Raw genomic sequence first — 16,459 nt, forward strand, 5'->3', positions numbered from 1 at the left:
CCAGCCGGAGAACCAAAGACCACCATCCCACTACACTTATCCACAGCCGGGCAGCAAAATCCCGGCCTTCGATCCCTGGTCAAAATTCAGTTGGCACAGGTGGTCAATTTTGAATTGGCGCCAACACTATGCCGGCTTCGTGCTGAGCATCGGCGTCGGGCAGGCCGCGCTCAACGGGTTCGGTCCGCAATTCGTGTGGCCGCATTCGGCGTGGTGGGCCGATGCGGCGACCCGCATCGCGCTTTCGGCCGCGGGCGTGATGGGGCTCATGTTCGCGCGCGACTTCCTCTCGAGCGCGGTGCGGATGCCGCGCTTCGACAGGTTGCTCCGCGCGCTGCTTGCCGGGTGGGTCGGGTCGTGCGCCATCGCGTTCGTGTGGCATCACATGGCGTACGAGATCTGGCTGCCGATCTTGGCCATCGTGAGCGTGGGCGCGATGATCGCCGCCGGCGTCATCAGCATCCGCCGCGACTTCGCGGGCGCGAAGTACTTCTTCGCGGCCTGGGCCTCGCTGCTCGCGGGCGTGCTGGTCATCGTCCTGCACAACACGGGATTCCTGCCCTCGAACGCGATCACCCGCAATGCCCTGATGGTGGGCTCAGCGCTCGAAATGGTGCTGCTGTCTTTCGCGCTTGCGAACCGCATCAACGTCGCGCGGCGTTTCAAGGAGCAGGCGACGTCGCGCATCGCGGCCGAGAAGGCGCTCGGTCAGGCGCTCGCCGCGTCGCAGGAGCGTGTGCGCGAAGTGCTGGAGGACAGGCTGCGCAAGGCGGAGTCGGAGCGCGACGCGCTGGCCGACATCGTGCGGACGCGGCGTGCGGAGATCAGCGAGCCGGCGGCTTCACCACTTCCAGCAGGCGGTCCAGCCCACCCGAATTGATCTGCACCATCGCCTGCTCGCGGACCTTCGGCTTCGCGTGGTAGGCGACCGAGAGGCCGGCCTCGCCCATCATCGGCAGGTCGTTCGCGCCGTCGCCCACGGCAATGGCCTGCTTCGGCGAGATGCCGAGCTCGGCGCAGGTCTTCACGAGCATCTTTCGTTTCTCTTCGCCGTCGCAGATGTCGCCCCAGTCCTGGTCGACCATGCGGCCCGTGAGCTCGCCGCAATTCGGACCCGAGCGAATCTCGAGGATGTTGGAGCGTGTGAAGTCGATGCCGAGCCGATCGCGGATGCGGTCGGTGAAGAAGGTGAAGCCGCCCGACACCAGCAGCGTCTTCAGTCCGGCATCCTGGCAGGCCTTCACCAGCGCCTCGGCACCGGGGTTGAGCCGCAGGCGCTCGACGTAGACCTGCTCCATGTCGGCGACCGTCACGCCTTCGAGCAGCGCGACGCGGCGGCGCAGGCTTTCCTTGTAGTCGGTGATCTCGCCGCGCATCGCGGCCTCGGTGATGGCCGCGACTTCTTCCTTGCGGCCAACGGCGTCGGCGATTTCGTCGACCGACTCGATGTTGATGAGTGTCGAGTCCATGTCGAACGCGACGAGCTTGAAGTCGGCGAGGTTCAGCGGTGGCGTGAAACGCTGGACGACGAGGCCGGGGGAGAATTCGCGGGGGGTCATGATGTGAGGGATTTTCGCATTGCACCCGCGCGACTCGCGCGCAGTGCGGTAAGCCGGGTTCGGAGCAACTGAAAAGTTTCTCTTTGCAGATAGTTCATCGAACCATCGAACCATCAAGCCGATTCAAGCACCTTCGGCGTCCCCAGCGACTTCAGCACGTCCCGCACCATCTGCGCCCGGTCCTTCGGCTCCTTCAACTCCCGCTCGATGCGCAGCTTGTCGTTGCCGGCCAGCTTGATGTGCTTGTTCTTCTGCACCAGCTGGATGATGGCCAGCGGCTCGATCGGCGGGTTCGGCTTGAAGGTGATGTGGATGACGGTCGGTGCGGCGTCCACCTTCACGACGCCGTAGAGCCGCGCGAGCACGCGCAGGCGGTGCACGTCGATGAGCGTCTGCGCCTGGGGCGGCAGCTTGCCGAAGCGGTCGACGATTTCCTCGAGCAGGCGGTCAATCTGGTCGACGTTCTTCGCCGTCGCGAGCTTCTTGTAGAACGACAGGCGCAGATGCACGTCGCCGCAGTAGCCGTTGGGCAGCAGCGCGGGCGCATGCAGGTTGATCTCGGTCGTCGCCGACAGCGGCGCGAGCAGATCGGGCTCCTTGCCGGCCTTCAGTGAGCGCACGGCCTCGGAAAGCATCTCGTTGTACAGCTGGAAGCCGACCTCCAGCATGTTGCCGCTCTGGTTCTCGCCGAGCACCTCGCCCGCGCCGCGAATCTCCAGGTCGTGCATCGCGAGGTAGAAGCCCGAGCCGAGCTCCTCCATCTGCTGGATGGCTTCGAGCCGCTGCGCCGCCTGTTTCGTGAGGCCCTCGATGTCGGGGACCATGAGATAGGCATACGCCTGGTGGTGCGAACGCCCCACGCGGCCGCGCAGCTGGTGCAATTGCGCGAGGCCGAACTTGTCGGCGCGCGCGATCACGATCGTGTTGGCCGTCGGCACGTCGATGCCGGTCTCGATGATCGTGGAGCACAGCAGCACGTTGAAGCGCTGCTGCACGAACTCGCGCATGACGCGTTCGAGCTCGCGCTCGGGCATCTGGCCGTGGGCCACGGCGATGCGCGCTTCGGGCAGCAGCCGCTCCAGCGCCTCGCGCCGGTTCTGGATCGTCTCGACCTCGTTGTGCAGGAAGTAGACCTGCCCGCCGCGCTTCAGCTCGCGCAGCACGGCCTCGCGGATGACACCCGTCCCTTCGTTGCGAACGAAGGTCTTGATGGCGAGACGCCGCTGCGGCGCGGTCGCGATCACCGAGAGGTCGCGCAAGCCTTCGAGCGCCATGCCCAGCGTGCGCGGAATCGGCGTGGCGGTGAGCGTGAGCACGTCGACCTCGGCGCGCATCGCCTTCACGGCCTCCTTGTGCCGAACGCCGAAGCGGTGCTCCTCGTCGATGATGAGCAGGCCGAGGTTCTTGAACTTGATCGTGTTCGACAGCAGCTTGTGCGTGCCCACGACGATGTCGACGCTGCCGTCCTCGAGCCCCTTCGCCGCCGCGTTGATCTCCTTCGTCGAGCGGAAGCGGCTCATCTCCGCCACCTTCACCGGCCACTTGCTGAACCGGTCCACCAGCGTCTGGTAGTGCTGCTCCGCGAGCAGCGTCGTCGGCGCGAGAAAGGCGACCTGCTTGCCGCCGGTGATTGCGATGAACGCGGCCCGCAGCGCGACCTCGGTCTTGCCGAAGCCGACATCGCCGCACACGAGCCGGTCCATCGGCTGCGGCGAAACCATGTCCTGAATGACGGCGTGGATCGCCGCGTTCTGGTCCGCCGTTTCCTCGAATCCGAAGTCGTTCGCGAAGGTCTCGTAGTCCTGCGGCGAGTAGCGGAAGGCATGACCTTGCCGCGCCGCGCGGCGCGCGTACAGGTTGAGCAACTCCGCGGCCGTGTCGCGCACCTGTTCGGCGGCGCGCCGCTTCGCCTTTTCCCACTGGCCCGAGCCGAGCTTGTGCAGCGGCGCCTCGTCCGCGCCCACGCCCGTGTAGCGGCTGATCAGGTGCAACTGGCTCACGGGGACGTAGAGCGTCGCCTTGTCCGCGTACTCGAGGTGCAGGAACTCGGTGTTGCCCTGGCCGAGGTCGAGGTGGATCAATCCCCTGTAGCGCCCGATGCCATGCGCGGCATGCACGACGGGGTCGCCGACGTTCAGCTCCGACAGGTCCTTGATCAGCGCCTCGACGTCGCTGACCTGTTCCTGCTTCTTGCGCCGGCGCGCGGTCGGCGTCGCCGCGAAAAGCTCCGTCTCGGTGACGAAGTCGATCGCTTCCTCGTTCCAGGCGAAGCCGGCCGCGAGCGCCGCCGTCGCGATGCCGATCTTCTCGTCGGTTGTCCGGAATTCCTCCAGCGAATCGAAAGCGGGCGGCGACACCTGGCTCGCGCGCAGGAAGTCGAGCAGGCTCTCGCGCCGGCCCGCGCTCTCGGCGAGCAGCAGCACGCGATGCGACGTCGTTGCCGCATGCGACTTGAATTTCGCGAGCGGATCGTCCGCGCCGCGGACCGCGGCGATGTCGGGCAGGGCCGCGAACTCCGGCAGGTCCGCCGGCACCGGCTTCAAGGCGAGTTGCGCGTGATCGTTCGCCCGGGTGAAGAACTGCTCGGCGGAGAGGAACAGGGCCTCGGGCGGCAGCACCGGCCGGTCGGGGTCGCCCTGCACGAGGCGATAGCGGTCCTTCGTGTCCTGCCAGAAGCGGTGGAACGCGGGCTCGAGCTCGCCGTGCAGCACCACGGTCGCCTCGGCGCCGAAGTAGTCGAAGACGGTGGCCGTGTCGTCGAAGAAGAGCGGCAGGTAGTACTCGATGCCCGCCGTCGCGACGCCGTTGCCGATGTCCTTGTAGAGGCGGCTTCGGGTCGGGTCGCCTTCGAGCAGTTCGCGCCAGCGGCTGCGGAATTTCGCGCGCGCCTCGTCGTCCATCGGGAACTCGCGGCCCGGGAGCAGCCGCACTTCGGGCACGGGATACAGGCTGCGCTGCGTGTCGGGGTCGAAGGTGCGGATCGAGTCGACCTCGTCGTCGAACAGGTCGACGCGATACGGCACCAGCGAGCCCATCGGAAAGAGATCGATGAGTCCGCCGCGCACCGCGTATTCGCCGGGGCTCACCACCTGCGTGACGTGGTTGTAGCCGGCGAGCGTGAGCTGCGCCTTGAGCCGCGCCTCGTCGAGCTTCTGCCCCTGCTGGAAATGGAAGGTGTAGCGCGCGAGGAAGCTCGGCGGCGCGACGCGGTAGAGCGCGGTCGTCGCGGGAACGATCACCACGTCGGCCTCGCCCTGCAGGATTCGCCACAGCGTCGCCAGGCGCTCGCTGATCAGGTCCTGGTGCGGCGAGAACTGGTCGTAGGGCAGCGTCTCCCAGTCGGGAAAGAGCGCGCAGCGCACGTCGGGCGCGAAGAACGCGATTTCTTCCAGCAGGCGCTGTGCATCGTTGGCGTCCGACGTGACGATGGCGGTGAGCTTGCGCTGCGCCTTCTCGCGCTCCGCCAGGCGGGCGAGCAGCAGCGCATCGGCGGACCCGACGGGGCGGGGCAGGGTGAAGCGTTTGCCGGGGGAGAGCTTGGGAAGATCCATTGAAAAAGAAGGAATGCAAAACACCCCGGCCGGTTGAAGACAGGGGTGTGGCACGATTCTAGAATGAAGCGCTTGCCATGAACGCCTCCCCATCCCCTCGATTTTTCGCCCTTATCCCCTGCGCCGGTCTCGGCAGTCGCGCCGGCACGCAGGGACCCAAGCAGTACGAGCGGGTCGCAGGCCAGCCGCTGGTCTGGCACACGCTCTCGGCGTTCGCGGGCGTCAAGCGCATCTCGCGCACGCTGGTGGTGGTGGCGCCGGGCGACGGGTTCTTCGAACGCAACCCCACGACTTCGGCGCTCGTGGTGCCGGTCGGCGGGACCACGCGCGCGGCCACCGTCTCCAACGGTTTGCGCGAATTGCGGCGCGTGGGCGCCGTGGACAGCGACTGGGTGCTCGTGCATGACGCGGCGCGCTGCCTCATCACGCCGGAGCTGATCGACCGGCTGATCGATGCGTGCGTCGATGACGAGGTGGGCGGGCTGCTTGCCTACCCGTTGCCTGACACGCTCAAGGTCGAGCAGAGCGGTCGCGTGGCCGAGACCCTGACCCGCCAGGACAAGTGGCTCGCGCAGACACCGCAGATGTTCCGCCTGGGCATGCTGCGCCAGGCGATGGAGCATGCCGGCGACCGGATGACGGACGAGTCGAGCGCGATCGAATCGATGGGCCTGAAGCCCTTGCTGGTGCCCGCGGGCGCGCACAACTTCAAGGTCACCTACCCCGACGATTTCGCGATGGCCGAGGCCGTGCTGCGGAGTCGGCGGTGAACAAGGTCTCAACGCTGTGATCCGCATCGGCGAAGGCTGGGACATCCACGCCCTGGTGCCCGGGCGGAAGCTGATCCTCGGCGGCATCGAGATCCCGTTCGATCGCGGCTTGCTCGGCCATTCGGATGCCGATGCCCTGCTGCATGCGATCACCGATGCGCTGCTCGGCGCCGCGGCGATGGGCGATATCGGCCGGCACTTCCCGGATACCGACGAGCGCTTTCGCGGCGCGGATTCGATGGCGCTGCTCGTCGAGGCCGCGCGCCGGGTGCGCGAAAAGGGCTACGAGATCGGCAACGTCGACAGCACCGTCATCGCGCAGGCGCCGAAGCTCGCGCCCCATATCGACGCCATGCGCACGCGGATCGCGCAGGGGCTGGGCGTGGCGGTGGATGCCGTGAACGTGAAGGCGAAGACGGCGGAAAAGATGGGGCCGGTGGGCGAGGGGAAGGCCATCGAGGCGCGGGCGGTCGTGCTGCTCGCCCGGGAATGACGGCTCGTCACACCACCGGCTCTTCCGCCTCCGGGCGCATCCGCGGCCACCGCTCGCTCTCGCTGCCTGCCGCATCCACCGGTTTCGGCTTCTGCAGCTTGATGTGGGCGGCCAGGCCGCCCGAGGTCGTGTTCGCGAGCGCGAAGATGCCGCCCATGCGCTGGACCGTCTTGTCGACGATGGCGAGGCCGAGGCCTGCGCCCGTAGCCGCGGTGCGCGCCGCGTCACCGCGGAAGAAGGGCTTCACCAGATTGGGCAGGGCTTCCGGCGCGACGCCCATGCCGTGGTCCCGCACCTTCAGCAGCACCCACTCGTTGCGCGATTTCGCCGCGATGTCCACCACCGCCACGCCGGTCTCGGGCGTCTTGCCGTAGCGCCGCGCGTTCTCCAGCAGGTTGGAGATCACGCGCGCCAGTTCGACCTCGTCGGCCAGCACGTAGACGTCCTTGTTGATCTCGAGGTTGACGCGGATGTCGGTCTGCTCCTCGACGGCGTACATGCACGCATCGATCACGTCGTTCAGGCACACCGGCTTCAGGTCCACGTGGTCGGGCCGCGCATAGTCGAGGAACTTGTCGATGATGGCGTCGAGCTGGTCGATGTCTGCCGCCATGTGATCCCGGGCGTCGGCGTCGGCCACGCTCATCTCGGTTTCCAGGCGCAGGCGCGCCAGCGGCGTGCGCAGGTCGTGGGAGATGCCCGCGAGCATCACCGCGCGGTCCTGCTCGATCTTGGCGAGCTGCTGCGCCATGCGATTGAAGCCGATGTTGACCTCGCGGATCTCGCTGGTCACCGCCTTCTCGTCGAGCCGGCTCGCGTCGAAATCGCCGTCGCGCACGCGGCTCGCGGCGAAGGAGAGTTGCTTCAGCGGCCTGTTGATGAGCCGGGCGATCACCGCCGCGCCCGCGAGCGAGAGGCCCGCCGCCGTGATGAGCCACACCAGCCAGGTGCGTCCGCCGACGTTCGAGAACCGCGTGCGGTCGAGCAGCATCCAGAAGTTGTCCTGCTCGATGCGGAATCCGATCCACAGGCCTTCCTCGTTGTTCACGCGGCTCGACATGATCGTGCCCGAACCGAGCTTGGCGACCAGCTCGTCGACGATGCGGCGGTCGAGCGCCGTGCCCTGCAGCGGCTCGTACTTGTCTTTCGGTTCGCGCGGCTGGATGCGCACGCCTTCCTGGTCGGCCAGCGTCTTGATGAGCGACACGCGCTGGATCGCATCCGCATGCACCAGCGCGGCGCGGCTGAGGTTCACGAGCGACGCGATCTGCTGCGCGGTCTGCATCGCGCGCGGCTCGAATTCGAGCGCGCGAAAGGTCTGCAGCCACGCGATGATGGAGCCGACGAGCAGCAGCGACAGCAGGAAGAAGGTGCGCCAGAAGAGCGAAAGGCCGACGCGCGGCCGCATCTCCAGCGGCGCGGGGGTCGTCTCGAGCGGCGCGGGCCCGGTGATTTCGACGCTTGCGCTGCCGCGCATCAGGTACTGCCCCTCATCGGTCCGATTCTAGGGCCGGGCTCGCGCCCCGCCAACCGGGTCAACCCGCGCCGTCCGGAACGAACACGTAGCCCACGCCCCAGACCGTCTGGATGTAGCGCGGCGATGCGGGGTCGGCCTCGATGAGCTTGCGCAGCCGGGACACCTGCACGTCGAGGCTTCGGTCGAAGGGCTCGAACTCGCGGCCGCGCGCGAGCTGCGCCAGCTTCTCGCGCGACAGCAGCTGGCGCGGGTGGCGCACCAGCGCCTTGAGCATGGCGAATTCGCCGGTGGTCAGCGGCAGCTCGTCGCCGTTCTTGCGCAGCGTGCGCGCGCCCAGGTCGAACTGGAACGGGCCGAACGCCACGATCTCGTTGTCGGAGGAGGGCGCGCCCGGCGCTTCCTGGGCGGGGCGGCGGCGCAGCACCGCATGCACGCGCGCGAGCAGCTCGCGCGGATTGAACGGCTTGCCCAGGTAGTCGTCCGCGCCGACCTCCAGCCCGACGATGCGGTCGACGTCCTCGCCCTTGGCGGTGAGCATGATGATGGGGGTGCGGTCGTTGGCCGCGCGCAGCCGGCGGCAGATCGAGAGGCCGTCCTCGCCGGGCATCATGAGGTCGAGCACGATCAGGTCGGCCGTCTCGCGAAGCATGAGGCGGTTCAAGGCCTTGCCGTCCTCCGCCAGAATGACTTCGAAGCCCTCCTGGGTCAGGTAGCGGCGCAGCAGGTCGCGAATCCGCGCGTCGTCGTCGACGACCAGGATCTTGTCGGTGCGGGCTGCGGCTTGCGTCATGGGGCTCCCAATCGAATTTGTAACAGAGCCAATTCTGAAGGTCTTGTCAAAGGTCGTGCGGGTTTTCCCCGGTGGACTCACACAATGTTACAAAAGTTGCGGCGCGTCCGAACCCGATGAGCAAGGGCTTGCCGTTGAACATGCGTCACTTCTCTTGAATGGAACCGAAACCCATGTCGACACGATCGATGCTCGCCGCTACGGCCTTTGCCGCACTCGCCGCACTCGCCGCACTTGGCGCCACCGCGCAGTCCGCCGCCGCCCAGACCCTGCCCGCGCCGCAGAACGTGCTGCAACTCTCCGCCACGGGGAGCGTGGAAGTGCTGCAGGACCTGCTGACCCTGACGCTGACGACGGCGAAGGAGGGCCCCGACGCGGGCACCGTGCAGACGCAGTTGAAGGCCGCGGTCGAAGCCGCGCTGGCGGAGGCGAAGAAATCCGCGCAGCCGGGGCAGCTCGACGTGCGCACCGGCAATTTTTCCCTGTACCCGCGCCATTCGCGCGAGGGACGCATCACGGGCTGGACCGGCAATGCCGAACTCGTGCTCGAGGGCCGCGACTTTCCGCGCATTACGCAGACCGCGGGCCGTATCCAGACCATGACCATGGGCGGCGTGCAGTTCGGCCTGAGCCGCGAGCAGCGTGCGCGGGTCGAGGGCGATGCGCAGACGCAGGCCATCGAGCGCTTCAAGTCGAAGGCGGCGGAACTCGCCCGGGGTTTCGGCTTCTCGGGGTACACGCTGCGCGAAGTGGCGGTGAATTCGAACGACCAGGGCTTCGTGCCGCGTCCGCGAATGATGGCGATGGAGGCGAAGGCGGCGTCCGCCGATTCGCCCGTGCCGGTGGAGCCGGGCAAGAGCTCGGTGATCGTGACCGTGACGGGGTCCGTGCAACTGCGTTGAAGATCGGGCGACGGCAAGTCATCGTCGCTGTCCGACAGGGTGGGGTGCGCGGCTCATCTAAGCTCTGCTCGATGTTCGCCGTCCCCGAAAGTCCCGCCACCGCCCCCGAACCCGAGCTATTCATCGTGATGAATCGCTCCTCGGGCGCGCACGCCAAGGACGACGTGCGCGATGCGATCGAGTCCGAACTGAAGTCCGCGGGGCGCAGGTACCGCTTCGTGCCTGTCGAGCCCGGCCAGATCGTCCGTAGCTGCCAGGAAGCGGCACGCGAGGCGGCCGGGTGCGGCGGCGCGATCGTCGCCGTGGGCGGCGACGGCACGCTCAATGCCGCCGCGCGCGCCGCGCTCCTGCACAATTGCGCGATCGGCGTCATCGCGCAGGGCACCTTCAATCTCTTTGCGCGCGAGCATGGCCTGCCGCTCGAGGCCGCTGCGGCCGCCCGCGCGCTGCTGGATGCCGCGCCGGAAGACGTGCAGGTCGGCCTGGTCAACCAGCATGCCTTCCTCGTCAACGCCTCGGTGGGCCTCTATCCCAAGCTGCTGGCGGACCGCGAGGCCGTCAAGCAGAAGCTGGGGCGCCGGCGCTGGATCGCGATGGGCGCCGCGCTCATGAGCGTGTTCGAGTGGCGCCTGCGGCTCGACCTCGAGGCCGAGGTCGACGGCGTGCAGCGGCGCTTTCGCACGCCCAGCATCTTCGTGTGCAACAACCGGCTGCAGGTCGAGCGCGTGGGGCTCGATGCGCCGGTGCAGGAGCGCACGGGGCGGGGCTGGCTCGCCGCGGTGGTGGTGCGCTCCATCGGCGTCGTCGGCAAGATCAAGCTGATGTTCCGCACGGCCGTCGGCACGCTGGGCGATGCGCGCGAGGTCGACGACTTCGCCATGAAGTCCCTCACCGTCACCGCGCGTCATGCGCGCAAACTGCGCGTGGCGACCGATGGCGAGGTGCAGTGGATGGCGCTGCCGCTTCGCTTCACGGTCTCGCCGAAGCCGCTGCGCGTCCTGCTGCCGCCGGTCGACCGGCGCGAGCCGAGGCAATGAGCGTTCTTCTCCACATCTCCGACACGCATTTCGGCACCGAGCAGCCGCCGGTGACGAAAGCGCTGCGCGCGCTGGCGCACTCGCTCGTGCCCGACGTGCTGGTGCTGAGCGGCGACATCACGCAGCGCGCGCGTGCCGCGCAGTTCGAGGCCGCGCGCGCGTTCTGCGACTCGCTGGGCATCGCGCGCGTGCTCACGCTGCCGGGCAACCACGATATTCCGCTCTACAACGTGTTCGCGCGCGGGTTCTCCCCGTATGCCGGCTACATGGCGCACTTCGGCCGCGACCTGGAGCCGCAGCTGGAGATGGACGACCTGCTCGTGGTCTGCGTGAACACCACGCGGCCTTCGCGCCACAAGGACGGCGAGGTCTCGCGCGGGCAGATCGAGCGCGTGTCCGGGCGCCTGTCGGGCGCGAGGCGCGAGCAGCTGCGCGTCGTCGTCACGCACCAGCCCTCGTGCGTGATGCGCGAGGAAGACGAGAAGGACCGCCTGCACGGCGGGCACGATGCGGTGCGGGCGTGGTCGGCGGCGGGCGCCGACCTCGTGCTGGGCGGCCACATTCACCTGCCGTACGTGAGCGACATCCGCACGCACGTGAAGGATGCCGAACGCGCGCTGTACTGCGTCCAGGCCGGCACGGCGACGTCGCATCGCGTGCGGCACGGCACGCCGAACTCGGTCAACGTCGTGCGGTGGCAGCCACCCGCGGCGGGCGAGGCGCGCACCTGCGCCGTCGAGCGCTGGGACTACGACCTGGCCGACGACCGTTTCGAGCTCACGCACCCGCACGAACTGACGCTCGGGGCGTGAGCGGATCGCGGCCTGTCGCGCGGCTTACTGCGCGGCTTATTGCGCCGCCCAGCCCCCGTCCATGTTCCACGCCACGCCGCGCACGTTGTTCCCGGCCTCGGAACAGAAGAACACGGCGAGCTCGCCCAGTTCCTCGGGCGTCGTGAACTGAAGCGAGGGCTCCTTCTCCGCGAGGAGCTGGTTCTTGGCTTCCTCGTTGGAAATGCGGGCCTCGGCCGCCCGCGCATCCACCTGCTTCTGCACCAGCGGCGTCAGCACCCAGCCGGGGCAGATCGCGTTGCAGGTCACGCCGGTGGTCGCGAGTTCGAGCGCCGTCACCTTCGTGAGGCCGATGAGCCCGTGCTTGGCCGCGACGTACGCCGACTTCTGCGGCGAGGCCACGAGCCCGTGGACGGAGGAGATGTTGATGATGCGCCCCCAGCCCGCGGCCTTCATCGCGGGTATCGCGAGGCGCGAGGTGTGGAAGGAACTCGACAGGTTGATGGCGATGATCGCGTCCCAGCGCTCGGGCGGGAAGTCTTCCACCGCCGCGACGTGCTGGATGCCCGCGTTGTTCACGACGATGTCCACGCGGCCGAACTCGCCGGCCGCGTATTTCATCATCGCCTCGATGTCCGCCACCTTGCTCATGTCCGCCCCGTGGTAGCCGGCCTTCACGCCGAGCGCGGCGATCTCGGCGCGGGGGGCTTCGCTGTCGCCGAATCCGTTGAGGACGATGTTGGCGCCATTGCGCGCAAGGGCCTTGGCGATGCCGAGGCCGATGCCGCTGGTGGACCCTGTGACGAGGGCGGTCTTGCCTTTGAGCATGGTGGGAGACTCCGTGGGGATTGGTAGGATGCGCTGAAAAGTATCGGGCAAAACCCATCGGGTCCACCGCGCCATGTCTTCACCTACGCTGAATTACGTACCTTGCGCCGACGCGTCGGGCGGCACCCGCCGCATGGCGTACTGGCTGTGGGGCGACGCGCAGTCGCCCCACACGGTCGTCTGCGTCCACGGACTCACGCGCCAGGGCCGCGACTTCGACGTGCTCGCGCGCGCGCTCGCGGCGCGCTCGACGCAGCCGCTGCGCGTGGTCTGCCCCGACGTCGTGGGCCGCGGCCGGAGCGATGCGCTGGCCGACCCCATGGCCTACCAGATCACGACCTATGCGGCCGACATGCTGCAACTGCTCGGGCACCTGCATGCGCAATCGCCCATCGCAACGCTCGACTGGGTGGGCACGAGCATGGGCGGGCTGATCGGCATGGCCATCGCGGGCGCCAACGTCCCCCTGCCGGTGACCGTGCGGCGTCTCGTGCTCAACGACGTCGGCCCGGTGATCCAGTGGCAGGCGCTGCAGCGCATCGGCGCCTATCTCGGCGCGCCGGCCCGCTTCGAGTCGGTGCAGCAGGCGGCCGATGCGATGTGGGCGGTCTCGCGCGGGTTCGGCCCGCACACGCCGCAGCAGTGGCTGGCGCTGTCCGAGGCCATGGTCAAGCCCTTGCCCGAGGGGGGGTATGCGCTTCATTACGACCCCGCGATCGCGGTGCCCTTCCGCGCCATGAAAGAGGAAGAGGCATTGGAGGGCCAGGCGGCCCTCTGGGCGCTCTTCGACAACATCCGCGCGCGCACCTTGCTGCTGCGCGGCGCCGACTCCGATCTCCTCTCGCGCGAGACCGCGGACGAGATGACGCGGCGCGGCCCCCGGGCCACGCTGGTCGAATTCGCAGGCGTCGGCCACGCGCCCACGCTCGTCGCCGACGACCAGGTCGACGCCGTCGCGTCGTTCCTGCTCGAACCGTCCTCGTCCCCCGATGAAAAGCCAGGCCGCGGAACAGACTGAGCCGGCCGCCGTCCCCGAACTGGTCGCGGCGGCGGAGCAGGCCCTGCCGCGGCAGGCGCATGCGCTCGCGCGCGCCCGCGCGTTCGCCGAGCCCTTCATCGCGGGCGAGACGCTCGACACCGGCGAGAACACGCTCGCGCACGCCGACGCCGTGGCCGCGATCCTCAAGTCGATGGGCGGCTCCGAGGCGATGCAGGCCGCGAGTTATCTCGTGTACGCCTGTCCGCACCTCGCCAAGCCCGAGGAAGTGATCGCCAAGGCATTCGGCGACACCTACGCCGCGCTCGCGCTCGAGACCACGAAGCTCGTGCGCGTGCAGCAGCAGGCGCGCGATGCGGAGGAGACGGCGCACCTGGCGGTCGATCCGCGCGTGCAGACCGAGAACGTGCGCAAGATGCTGCTCGCGTTCTCGCGCGACCTGCGCGTGGTCATGCTGCGGCTGGCCTCGCGGCTGCAGACGCTGCGCTACTACGCCGCGACCCGCCGCGCGTGCCCGCCGAGCGTGGCGCGCGAGGCGCTCGGCGTGTTCGCGCCGCTGTCGAACCGCCTGGGCATCTGGCAGCTGAAGTGGGAGATGGAGGATCTCGCCTTCCGGTTCCTGGAGCCCGATACGTACAAGCAGGTCGCGAAGCTGCTCGACGAGAAGCGCATCGAGCGCGAAGCCTACGTCGAGCACCTGCGGGCGCAGCTCGAGGCCGACCTGCGCCGGCAGGGCATCCGCGCCGAGGTGCATGGACGGCCGAAACACATCTACAGCATCGTGAAGAAAATGCGCGGCAAGTCGCTCGACTTCGACCGCGTGTTCGACATCCGGGCGCTGCGCGTGATCGTGCCGGAGGTGAAGGACTGCTACGCGGCGCTGTCGTGGGTGCATTCGCGCTTCGCGCCGATGGTGGAGGAGTTCGACGACTACATCGCGAAGCCCAAGGCCAACGGCTACCAGTCGCTGCACACCATCGTGCGCGACGAGGCCGACCGCCCCATCGAGATCCAGATCCGCACGCAGCGCATGCACGAGCATGCCGAGCACGGCGTGGCCGCGCACTGGGCGTACAAGGAGGCGGGCCAGAAGGGCTATTCGGGCGTTTCCGCCAGCGGCGAGTACGACACCAAGATCGCGGTGCTGCGGCAGCTGCTGGCCTGGGAGCGCGACCTGGTCGGCGCCTCGCACGGCCTGTTCGAGGACCGCATCTACGTGCTGACGCCGCAGGCCTCGATCGTCGAGCTGCCGCAGGGCGCGACGCCGGTCGACTTCGCGTACACGCTGCACACGAACCTGGGCCACCGCTGCCGCGGCGCGCGCGTCGACGGCGCGATGGTGCCCCTGAACACGCCGCTCGCCAATGGCCAGACGGTGGAGATCGTCGCCGCGAAGGAGGGCGGCCCGTCGCGCGACTGGCTCAACGCGGAGCTCGGTTTCCTCGCGAGCCACCGCGCCAAGGCGAAGGTGCGCGCCTGGTTCAACGAGCAGCAGCGCCACGAGACCGTGGCGCGCGGCCGCGACGCGGTCGAGCGGCTGCTGCAGCGCGAGGGCAAGACCTCGGTCAAGCTCGAGGACCTGGCGATGAAGCTGGGCTTCAAGGCGGCCGAGGACCTGTTCGCGGTGGTCGGCAAGGACGAATATTCGCTGCGCAACATCGAGGCCGTGCTGCACCCGCCGGTGGAGGCGCCGCCGCAGGACGAGTATCCGCAGCTGAAGAAGCCACGCGCGAACGAGAAAAACGCCAAGGGCGGCGTGCTCGTGGTCGGCGTCGACTCGCTCCTCACGCAACTCGCGAAGTGCTGCAAGCCCGCGCCGGGCGATGCCATCGGCGGCTTCGTCACGCGCGGCAAGGGTGTGAGCATCCATCGCCGCGACTGCTCGAATTTCCGCGAGATGGTCGCGCGCGCCGAGGAGCGCGTGATCGAGGTCGAGTGGGCCCGGGCGTCGCCGCAAGGCGGCGCGGTGTACCCGGTGGACGTCGCCGTCGAAGCGGCCGACCGGCAAGGGCTGCTGCGCGACATCTCCGACGTGTTCGCCAAGGAGAAGACCAACGTGATCGGCGTGCAGACGCAGTCGGTCAAGGGCACGGCCTGGATGACCTTCACCGTGGAGGTGAGCGACTCGGCGCGCCTGGCGAAGGTGCTGGGGATGGTGCGCGACGTGAAGGGAGTGCGGTCGGCGCGGCGGCGGTGAGCGAGGAGAGTGCCCTCCGGGCCTCTGCTACAATCTCCCCTCTCAACACCCAGGCGCGTAGCTCAGCTGGTTAGAGCACCACCTTGACATGGTGGGGGTCGTTGGTTCGAGTCCAATCGCGCCTACCAAATTCTTGAAAAAGCAAAAACGGCACCCTCGGGTGCCGTTTTTTTCGTTGGGCCGATGCCGGTTCAGGCCGGTGGCGGCGCGGGCGGAGGCGCATCCTGCGGCTGCGCCTCCTGGTCGGCACCCGACTCCGGCGTGCCCGGCGCGCTGCCTTCCGACTTGCGGCGCTCCTTGTCCTGCTTCTTCTGTTTCTTCGCCAGCTCGCGCTGCCGCTTCTCGTAGGAGTAGTTTGGTTTTGCCATTGGCCCGCAGTCTAGTCCATCGCGCGGTCAGGGTAAACCTTGGCATTGCAGGCGGGGCCGCTCCCTAGAATCTTGTGCAGTGCAAGATGGAGTGACGGCGGTGAGCAGCAAGAAGACGAACGGCGCCACCCGGCCCGCGCAGCGCGTGATCAAGAAGTACCCCAACCGGCGGCTCTACGACACCGACACGTCCACGTACATCACGCTTGCCGAAGTCAAGCAGCTCGTGCTCGACGCCGAACCCTTCGTGGTGCGGGACGCCAAGAGCAACGAGGACCTCACCCGCAGCATCCTGCTGCAGATCATCCTGGAAGAGGAAGCCGGCGGCGCGCCGATGTTCACCGAAGCCGCGCTCGCCAACATCATCCGCTTCTACGGCCATGCCATGCAGGGCTTCATGGGCAGCTACATCGAGAAGAACGTCCAGGCGTTCACCGACGTGCAGGCCAAGCTCGCCGAACAGTCGAAGACGATGACGCCCGAGATGTGGGCGCAGTTCGCGAGCCTGCCCAACCCCATGCTGCAGGGCATGGGCAGCTACGTCGAGCAATCCAAGGAAATGATCGACAAGATGCAGGAGCAGCTGAAGAAGAACGCCGAGCAGATGTTCGGCGTGTTCGGCGGGAAGCGGTAAGACCTCGAGTCCGTCATTCCCGCGAAGGCGGGAATCCAGGGCTCCCGTACCCGCGTCCGCGAACT

15 protein-coding genes and 1 tRNA gene are annotated in these 16,459 nt (G+C 68.1%); 10 read left to right on the forward strand and 6 right to left on the reverse strand.

The features are described from left to right. Positions 1-109: 109 nt before the first annotated feature. On the forward strand, positions 110-880 hold the full coding sequence (locus tag AB7E83_RS13115) for a 7TM diverse intracellular signaling domain-containing protein (RefSeq protein ID WP_428570109.1): 771 nt from the start codon (positions 110-112) through the stop codon (positions 878-880). Here the strand turns inward: AB7E83_RS13115 and serB are convergent. Both serB and mfd read right to left on the reverse strand, forming a co-directional pair. Continuing rightward, positions 825-1,559, reverse strand: a complete 735-nt coding sequence (gene serB, locus AB7E83_RS13120; RefSeq protein WP_428570111.1) for a phosphoserine phosphatase SerB — start codon at positions 1,557-1,559, stop codon at positions 825-827. The genes AB7E83_RS13115 and serB overlap by 56 nt on opposite strands. A 113-nt stretch (positions 1,560-1,672) precedes the next feature. Beyond that, positions 1,673-5,110: a transcription-repair coupling factor gene (mfd, locus tag AB7E83_RS13125; RefSeq protein WP_428570113.1), complete on the reverse strand. Its 3,438-nt coding sequence runs from the start codon at positions 5,108-5,110 to the stop codon at positions 1,673-1,675. A gap of 77 nt (positions 5,111-5,187) precedes the next feature. Here mfd and ispD point away from each other — a divergent pair, with 77 nt between their 5' ends. Together ispD and ispF are read left to right on the forward strand one after the other, a co-directional pair. Continuing rightward, positions 5,188-5,880 (forward strand): 2-C-methyl-D-erythritol 4-phosphate cytidylyltransferase, encoded by a 693-nt coding sequence (gene ispD / locus AB7E83_RS13130; RefSeq protein WP_428570115.1) that lies wholly within the window; start codon positions 5,188-5,190, stop codon positions 5,878-5,880. Between the two features lie 16 nt (positions 5,881-5,896). Further along, positions 5,897-6,373 (forward strand): 2-C-methyl-D-erythritol 2,4-cyclodiphosphate synthase, encoded by a 477-nt coding sequence (gene ispF / locus AB7E83_RS13135; protein WP_428570117.1) that lies wholly within the window; start codon positions 5,897-5,899, stop codon positions 6,371-6,373. A 7-nt stretch (positions 6,374-6,380) separates the two neighbouring features. Here ispF and AB7E83_RS13140 read toward each other — a convergent pair whose 3' ends face one another. Next, positions 6,381-7,850, reverse strand: coding sequence for an ATP-binding protein (locus AB7E83_RS13140; RefSeq protein ID WP_428570119.1), 1,470 nt, complete (start codon positions 7,848-7,850; stop codon positions 6,381-6,383). Positions 7,851-7,908: 58 nt separating this feature from the next. Further along, the gene (gene ompR / locus AB7E83_RS13145) at positions 7,909-8,640 is read right to left on the reverse strand and encodes a two-component system response regulator OmpR (protein WP_428570121.1); all 732 of its coding nucleotides are present in this window, start codon (positions 8,638-8,640) and stop codon (positions 7,909-7,911) included. Between the two features lie 173 nt (positions 8,641-8,813). Between ompR and AB7E83_RS13150 the strand changes: the two genes are divergently transcribed. The 3 genes from AB7E83_RS13150 to AB7E83_RS13160 all read left to right on the forward strand — a co-directional run bounded on the left by AB7E83_RS13150 (position 8,814) and on the right by AB7E83_RS13160 (position 11,391). After that, the gene (locus AB7E83_RS13150; RefSeq protein ID WP_428570123.1) at positions 8,814-9,542 is read left to right on the forward strand and encodes an SIMPL domain-containing protein; all 729 of its coding nucleotides are present in this window, start codon (positions 8,814-8,816) and stop codon (positions 9,540-9,542) included. 71 nt (positions 9,543-9,613) lie between these two features. Then, a complete protein-coding gene (locus tag AB7E83_RS13155; RefSeq protein ID WP_428570125.1) occupies positions 9,614-10,579 on the forward strand; it encodes a diacylglycerol/lipid kinase family protein in 966 nt (321 codons plus the stop codon). Then, the gene (locus tag AB7E83_RS13160) at positions 10,576-11,391 is read left to right on the forward strand and encodes a metallophosphoesterase family protein (protein WP_428570127.1); all 816 of its coding nucleotides are present in this window, start codon (positions 10,576-10,578) and stop codon (positions 11,389-11,391) included. The genes AB7E83_RS13155 and AB7E83_RS13160 overlap by 4 nt, the downstream gene beginning before the upstream one ends. A gap of 36 nt (positions 11,392-11,427) precedes the next feature. Here the strand turns inward: AB7E83_RS13160 and AB7E83_RS13165 are convergent, their stop codons facing one another. Beyond that, complete coding sequence (locus tag AB7E83_RS13165; protein WP_428570129.1) at positions 11,428-12,198, reverse strand: 3-hydroxybutyrate dehydrogenase; 771 nt, start codon at positions 12,196-12,198, stop codon at positions 11,428-11,430. Positions 12,199-12,271: 73 nt separating this feature from the next. Here AB7E83_RS13165 and AB7E83_RS13170 point away from each other — a divergent pair, with 73 nt between their 5' ends. From AB7E83_RS13170 to AB7E83_RS13180, 3 genes are all read left to right on the forward strand, one after another. Beyond that, entirely contained in the window at positions 12,272-13,216 is a 945-nt protein-coding gene (locus AB7E83_RS13170) for an alpha/beta fold hydrolase (protein WP_428570130.1), read from the forward strand. Further along, positions 13,188-15,392 carry a RelA/SpoT family protein gene (locus AB7E83_RS13175; RefSeq protein ID WP_428570131.1) on the forward strand — a complete coding sequence of 735 codons (2,205 nt, stop codon included), beginning with the start codon at positions 13,188-13,190 and terminating at the stop codon, positions 15,390-15,392. Before AB7E83_RS13170 ends, AB7E83_RS13175 begins: the two co-directional genes overlap by 29 nt. A 51-nt stretch (positions 15,393-15,443) precedes the next feature. Further along, a tRNA-Val gene (locus AB7E83_RS13180) sits at positions 15,444-15,520 on the forward strand. A 63-nt stretch (positions 15,521-15,583) separates the two neighbouring features. Here the strand turns inward: AB7E83_RS13180 and AB7E83_RS13185 are convergent. Next, positions 15,584-15,760 (reverse strand): hypothetical protein, encoded by a 177-nt coding sequence (locus AB7E83_RS13185; RefSeq protein ID WP_428570133.1) that lies wholly within the window; start codon positions 15,758-15,760, stop codon positions 15,584-15,586. Between the two features lie 100 nt (positions 15,761-15,860). Between AB7E83_RS13185 and phaR the strand changes: the two genes are divergently transcribed. Beyond that, positions 15,861-16,394 carry a polyhydroxyalkanoate synthesis repressor PhaR gene (gene phaR / locus AB7E83_RS13190; protein ID WP_428570134.1) on the forward strand — a complete coding sequence of 178 codons (534 nt, stop codon included), beginning with the start codon at positions 15,861-15,863 and terminating at the stop codon, positions 16,392-16,394. The last annotated feature ends 65 nt before the right edge of the window (positions 16,395-16,459 follow it).

The organism is Ramlibacter sp., assembly GCF_050250995.1.
In the GTDB taxonomy this organism is placed as follows: Bacteria; Pseudomonadota; Gammaproteobacteria; order Burkholderiales; family Burkholderiaceae_C; genus Ramlibacter.

Bases quoted from the DNA above. Each gene is read 5' to 3' on its own strand.
- serB (WP_428570111.1), bottom strand. From the start codon at position 1,559: ATGACCCCCCGCGAATTCTCCCCCGGCCTCGTCGTCCAGCGTTTCACG.
- mfd (WP_428570113.1), bottom strand. From the start codon at position 5,110: ATGGATCTTCCCAAGCTCTCCCCCGGCAAACGCTTCACCCTGCCCCGC.
- ispD (WP_428570115.1), top strand. From the start codon at position 5,188: ATGAACGCCTCCCCATCCCCTCGATTTTTCGCCCTTATCCCCTGCGCC.
- AB7E83_RS13140 (WP_428570119.1), bottom strand. From the start codon at position 7,850: ATGCGCGGCAGCGCAAGCGTCGAAATCACCGGGCCCGCGCCGCTCGAG.
- ompR (WP_428570121.1), bottom strand. From the start codon at position 8,640: ATGACGCAAGCCGCAGCCCGCACCGACAAGATCCTGGTCGTCGACGAC.
- AB7E83_RS13150 (WP_428570123.1), top strand. From the start codon at position 8,814: ATGTCGACACGATCGATGCTCGCCGCTACGGCCTTTGCCGCACTCGCC.
- AB7E83_RS13155 (WP_428570125.1), top strand. From the start codon at position 9,614: ATGTTCGCCGTCCCCGAAAGTCCCGCCACCGCCCCCGAACCCGAGCTA.
- AB7E83_RS13160 (WP_428570127.1), top strand. From the start codon at position 10,576: ATGAGCGTTCTTCTCCACATCTCCGACACGCATTTCGGCACCGAGCAG.
- AB7E83_RS13165 (WP_428570129.1), bottom strand. From the start codon at position 12,198: ATGCTCAAAGGCAAGACCGCCCTCGTCACAGGGTCCACCAGCGGCATC.
- AB7E83_RS13170 (WP_428570130.1), top strand. From the start codon at position 12,272: ATGTCTTCACCTACGCTGAATTACGTACCTTGCGCCGACGCGTCGGGC.
- AB7E83_RS13175 (WP_428570131.1), top strand. From the start codon at position 13,188: ATGAAAAGCCAGGCCGCGGAACAGACTGAGCCGGCCGCCGTCCCCGAA.
- AB7E83_RS13185 (WP_428570133.1), bottom strand. From the start codon at position 15,760: ATGGCAAAACCAAACTACTCCTACGAGAAGCGGCAGCGCGAGCTGGCG.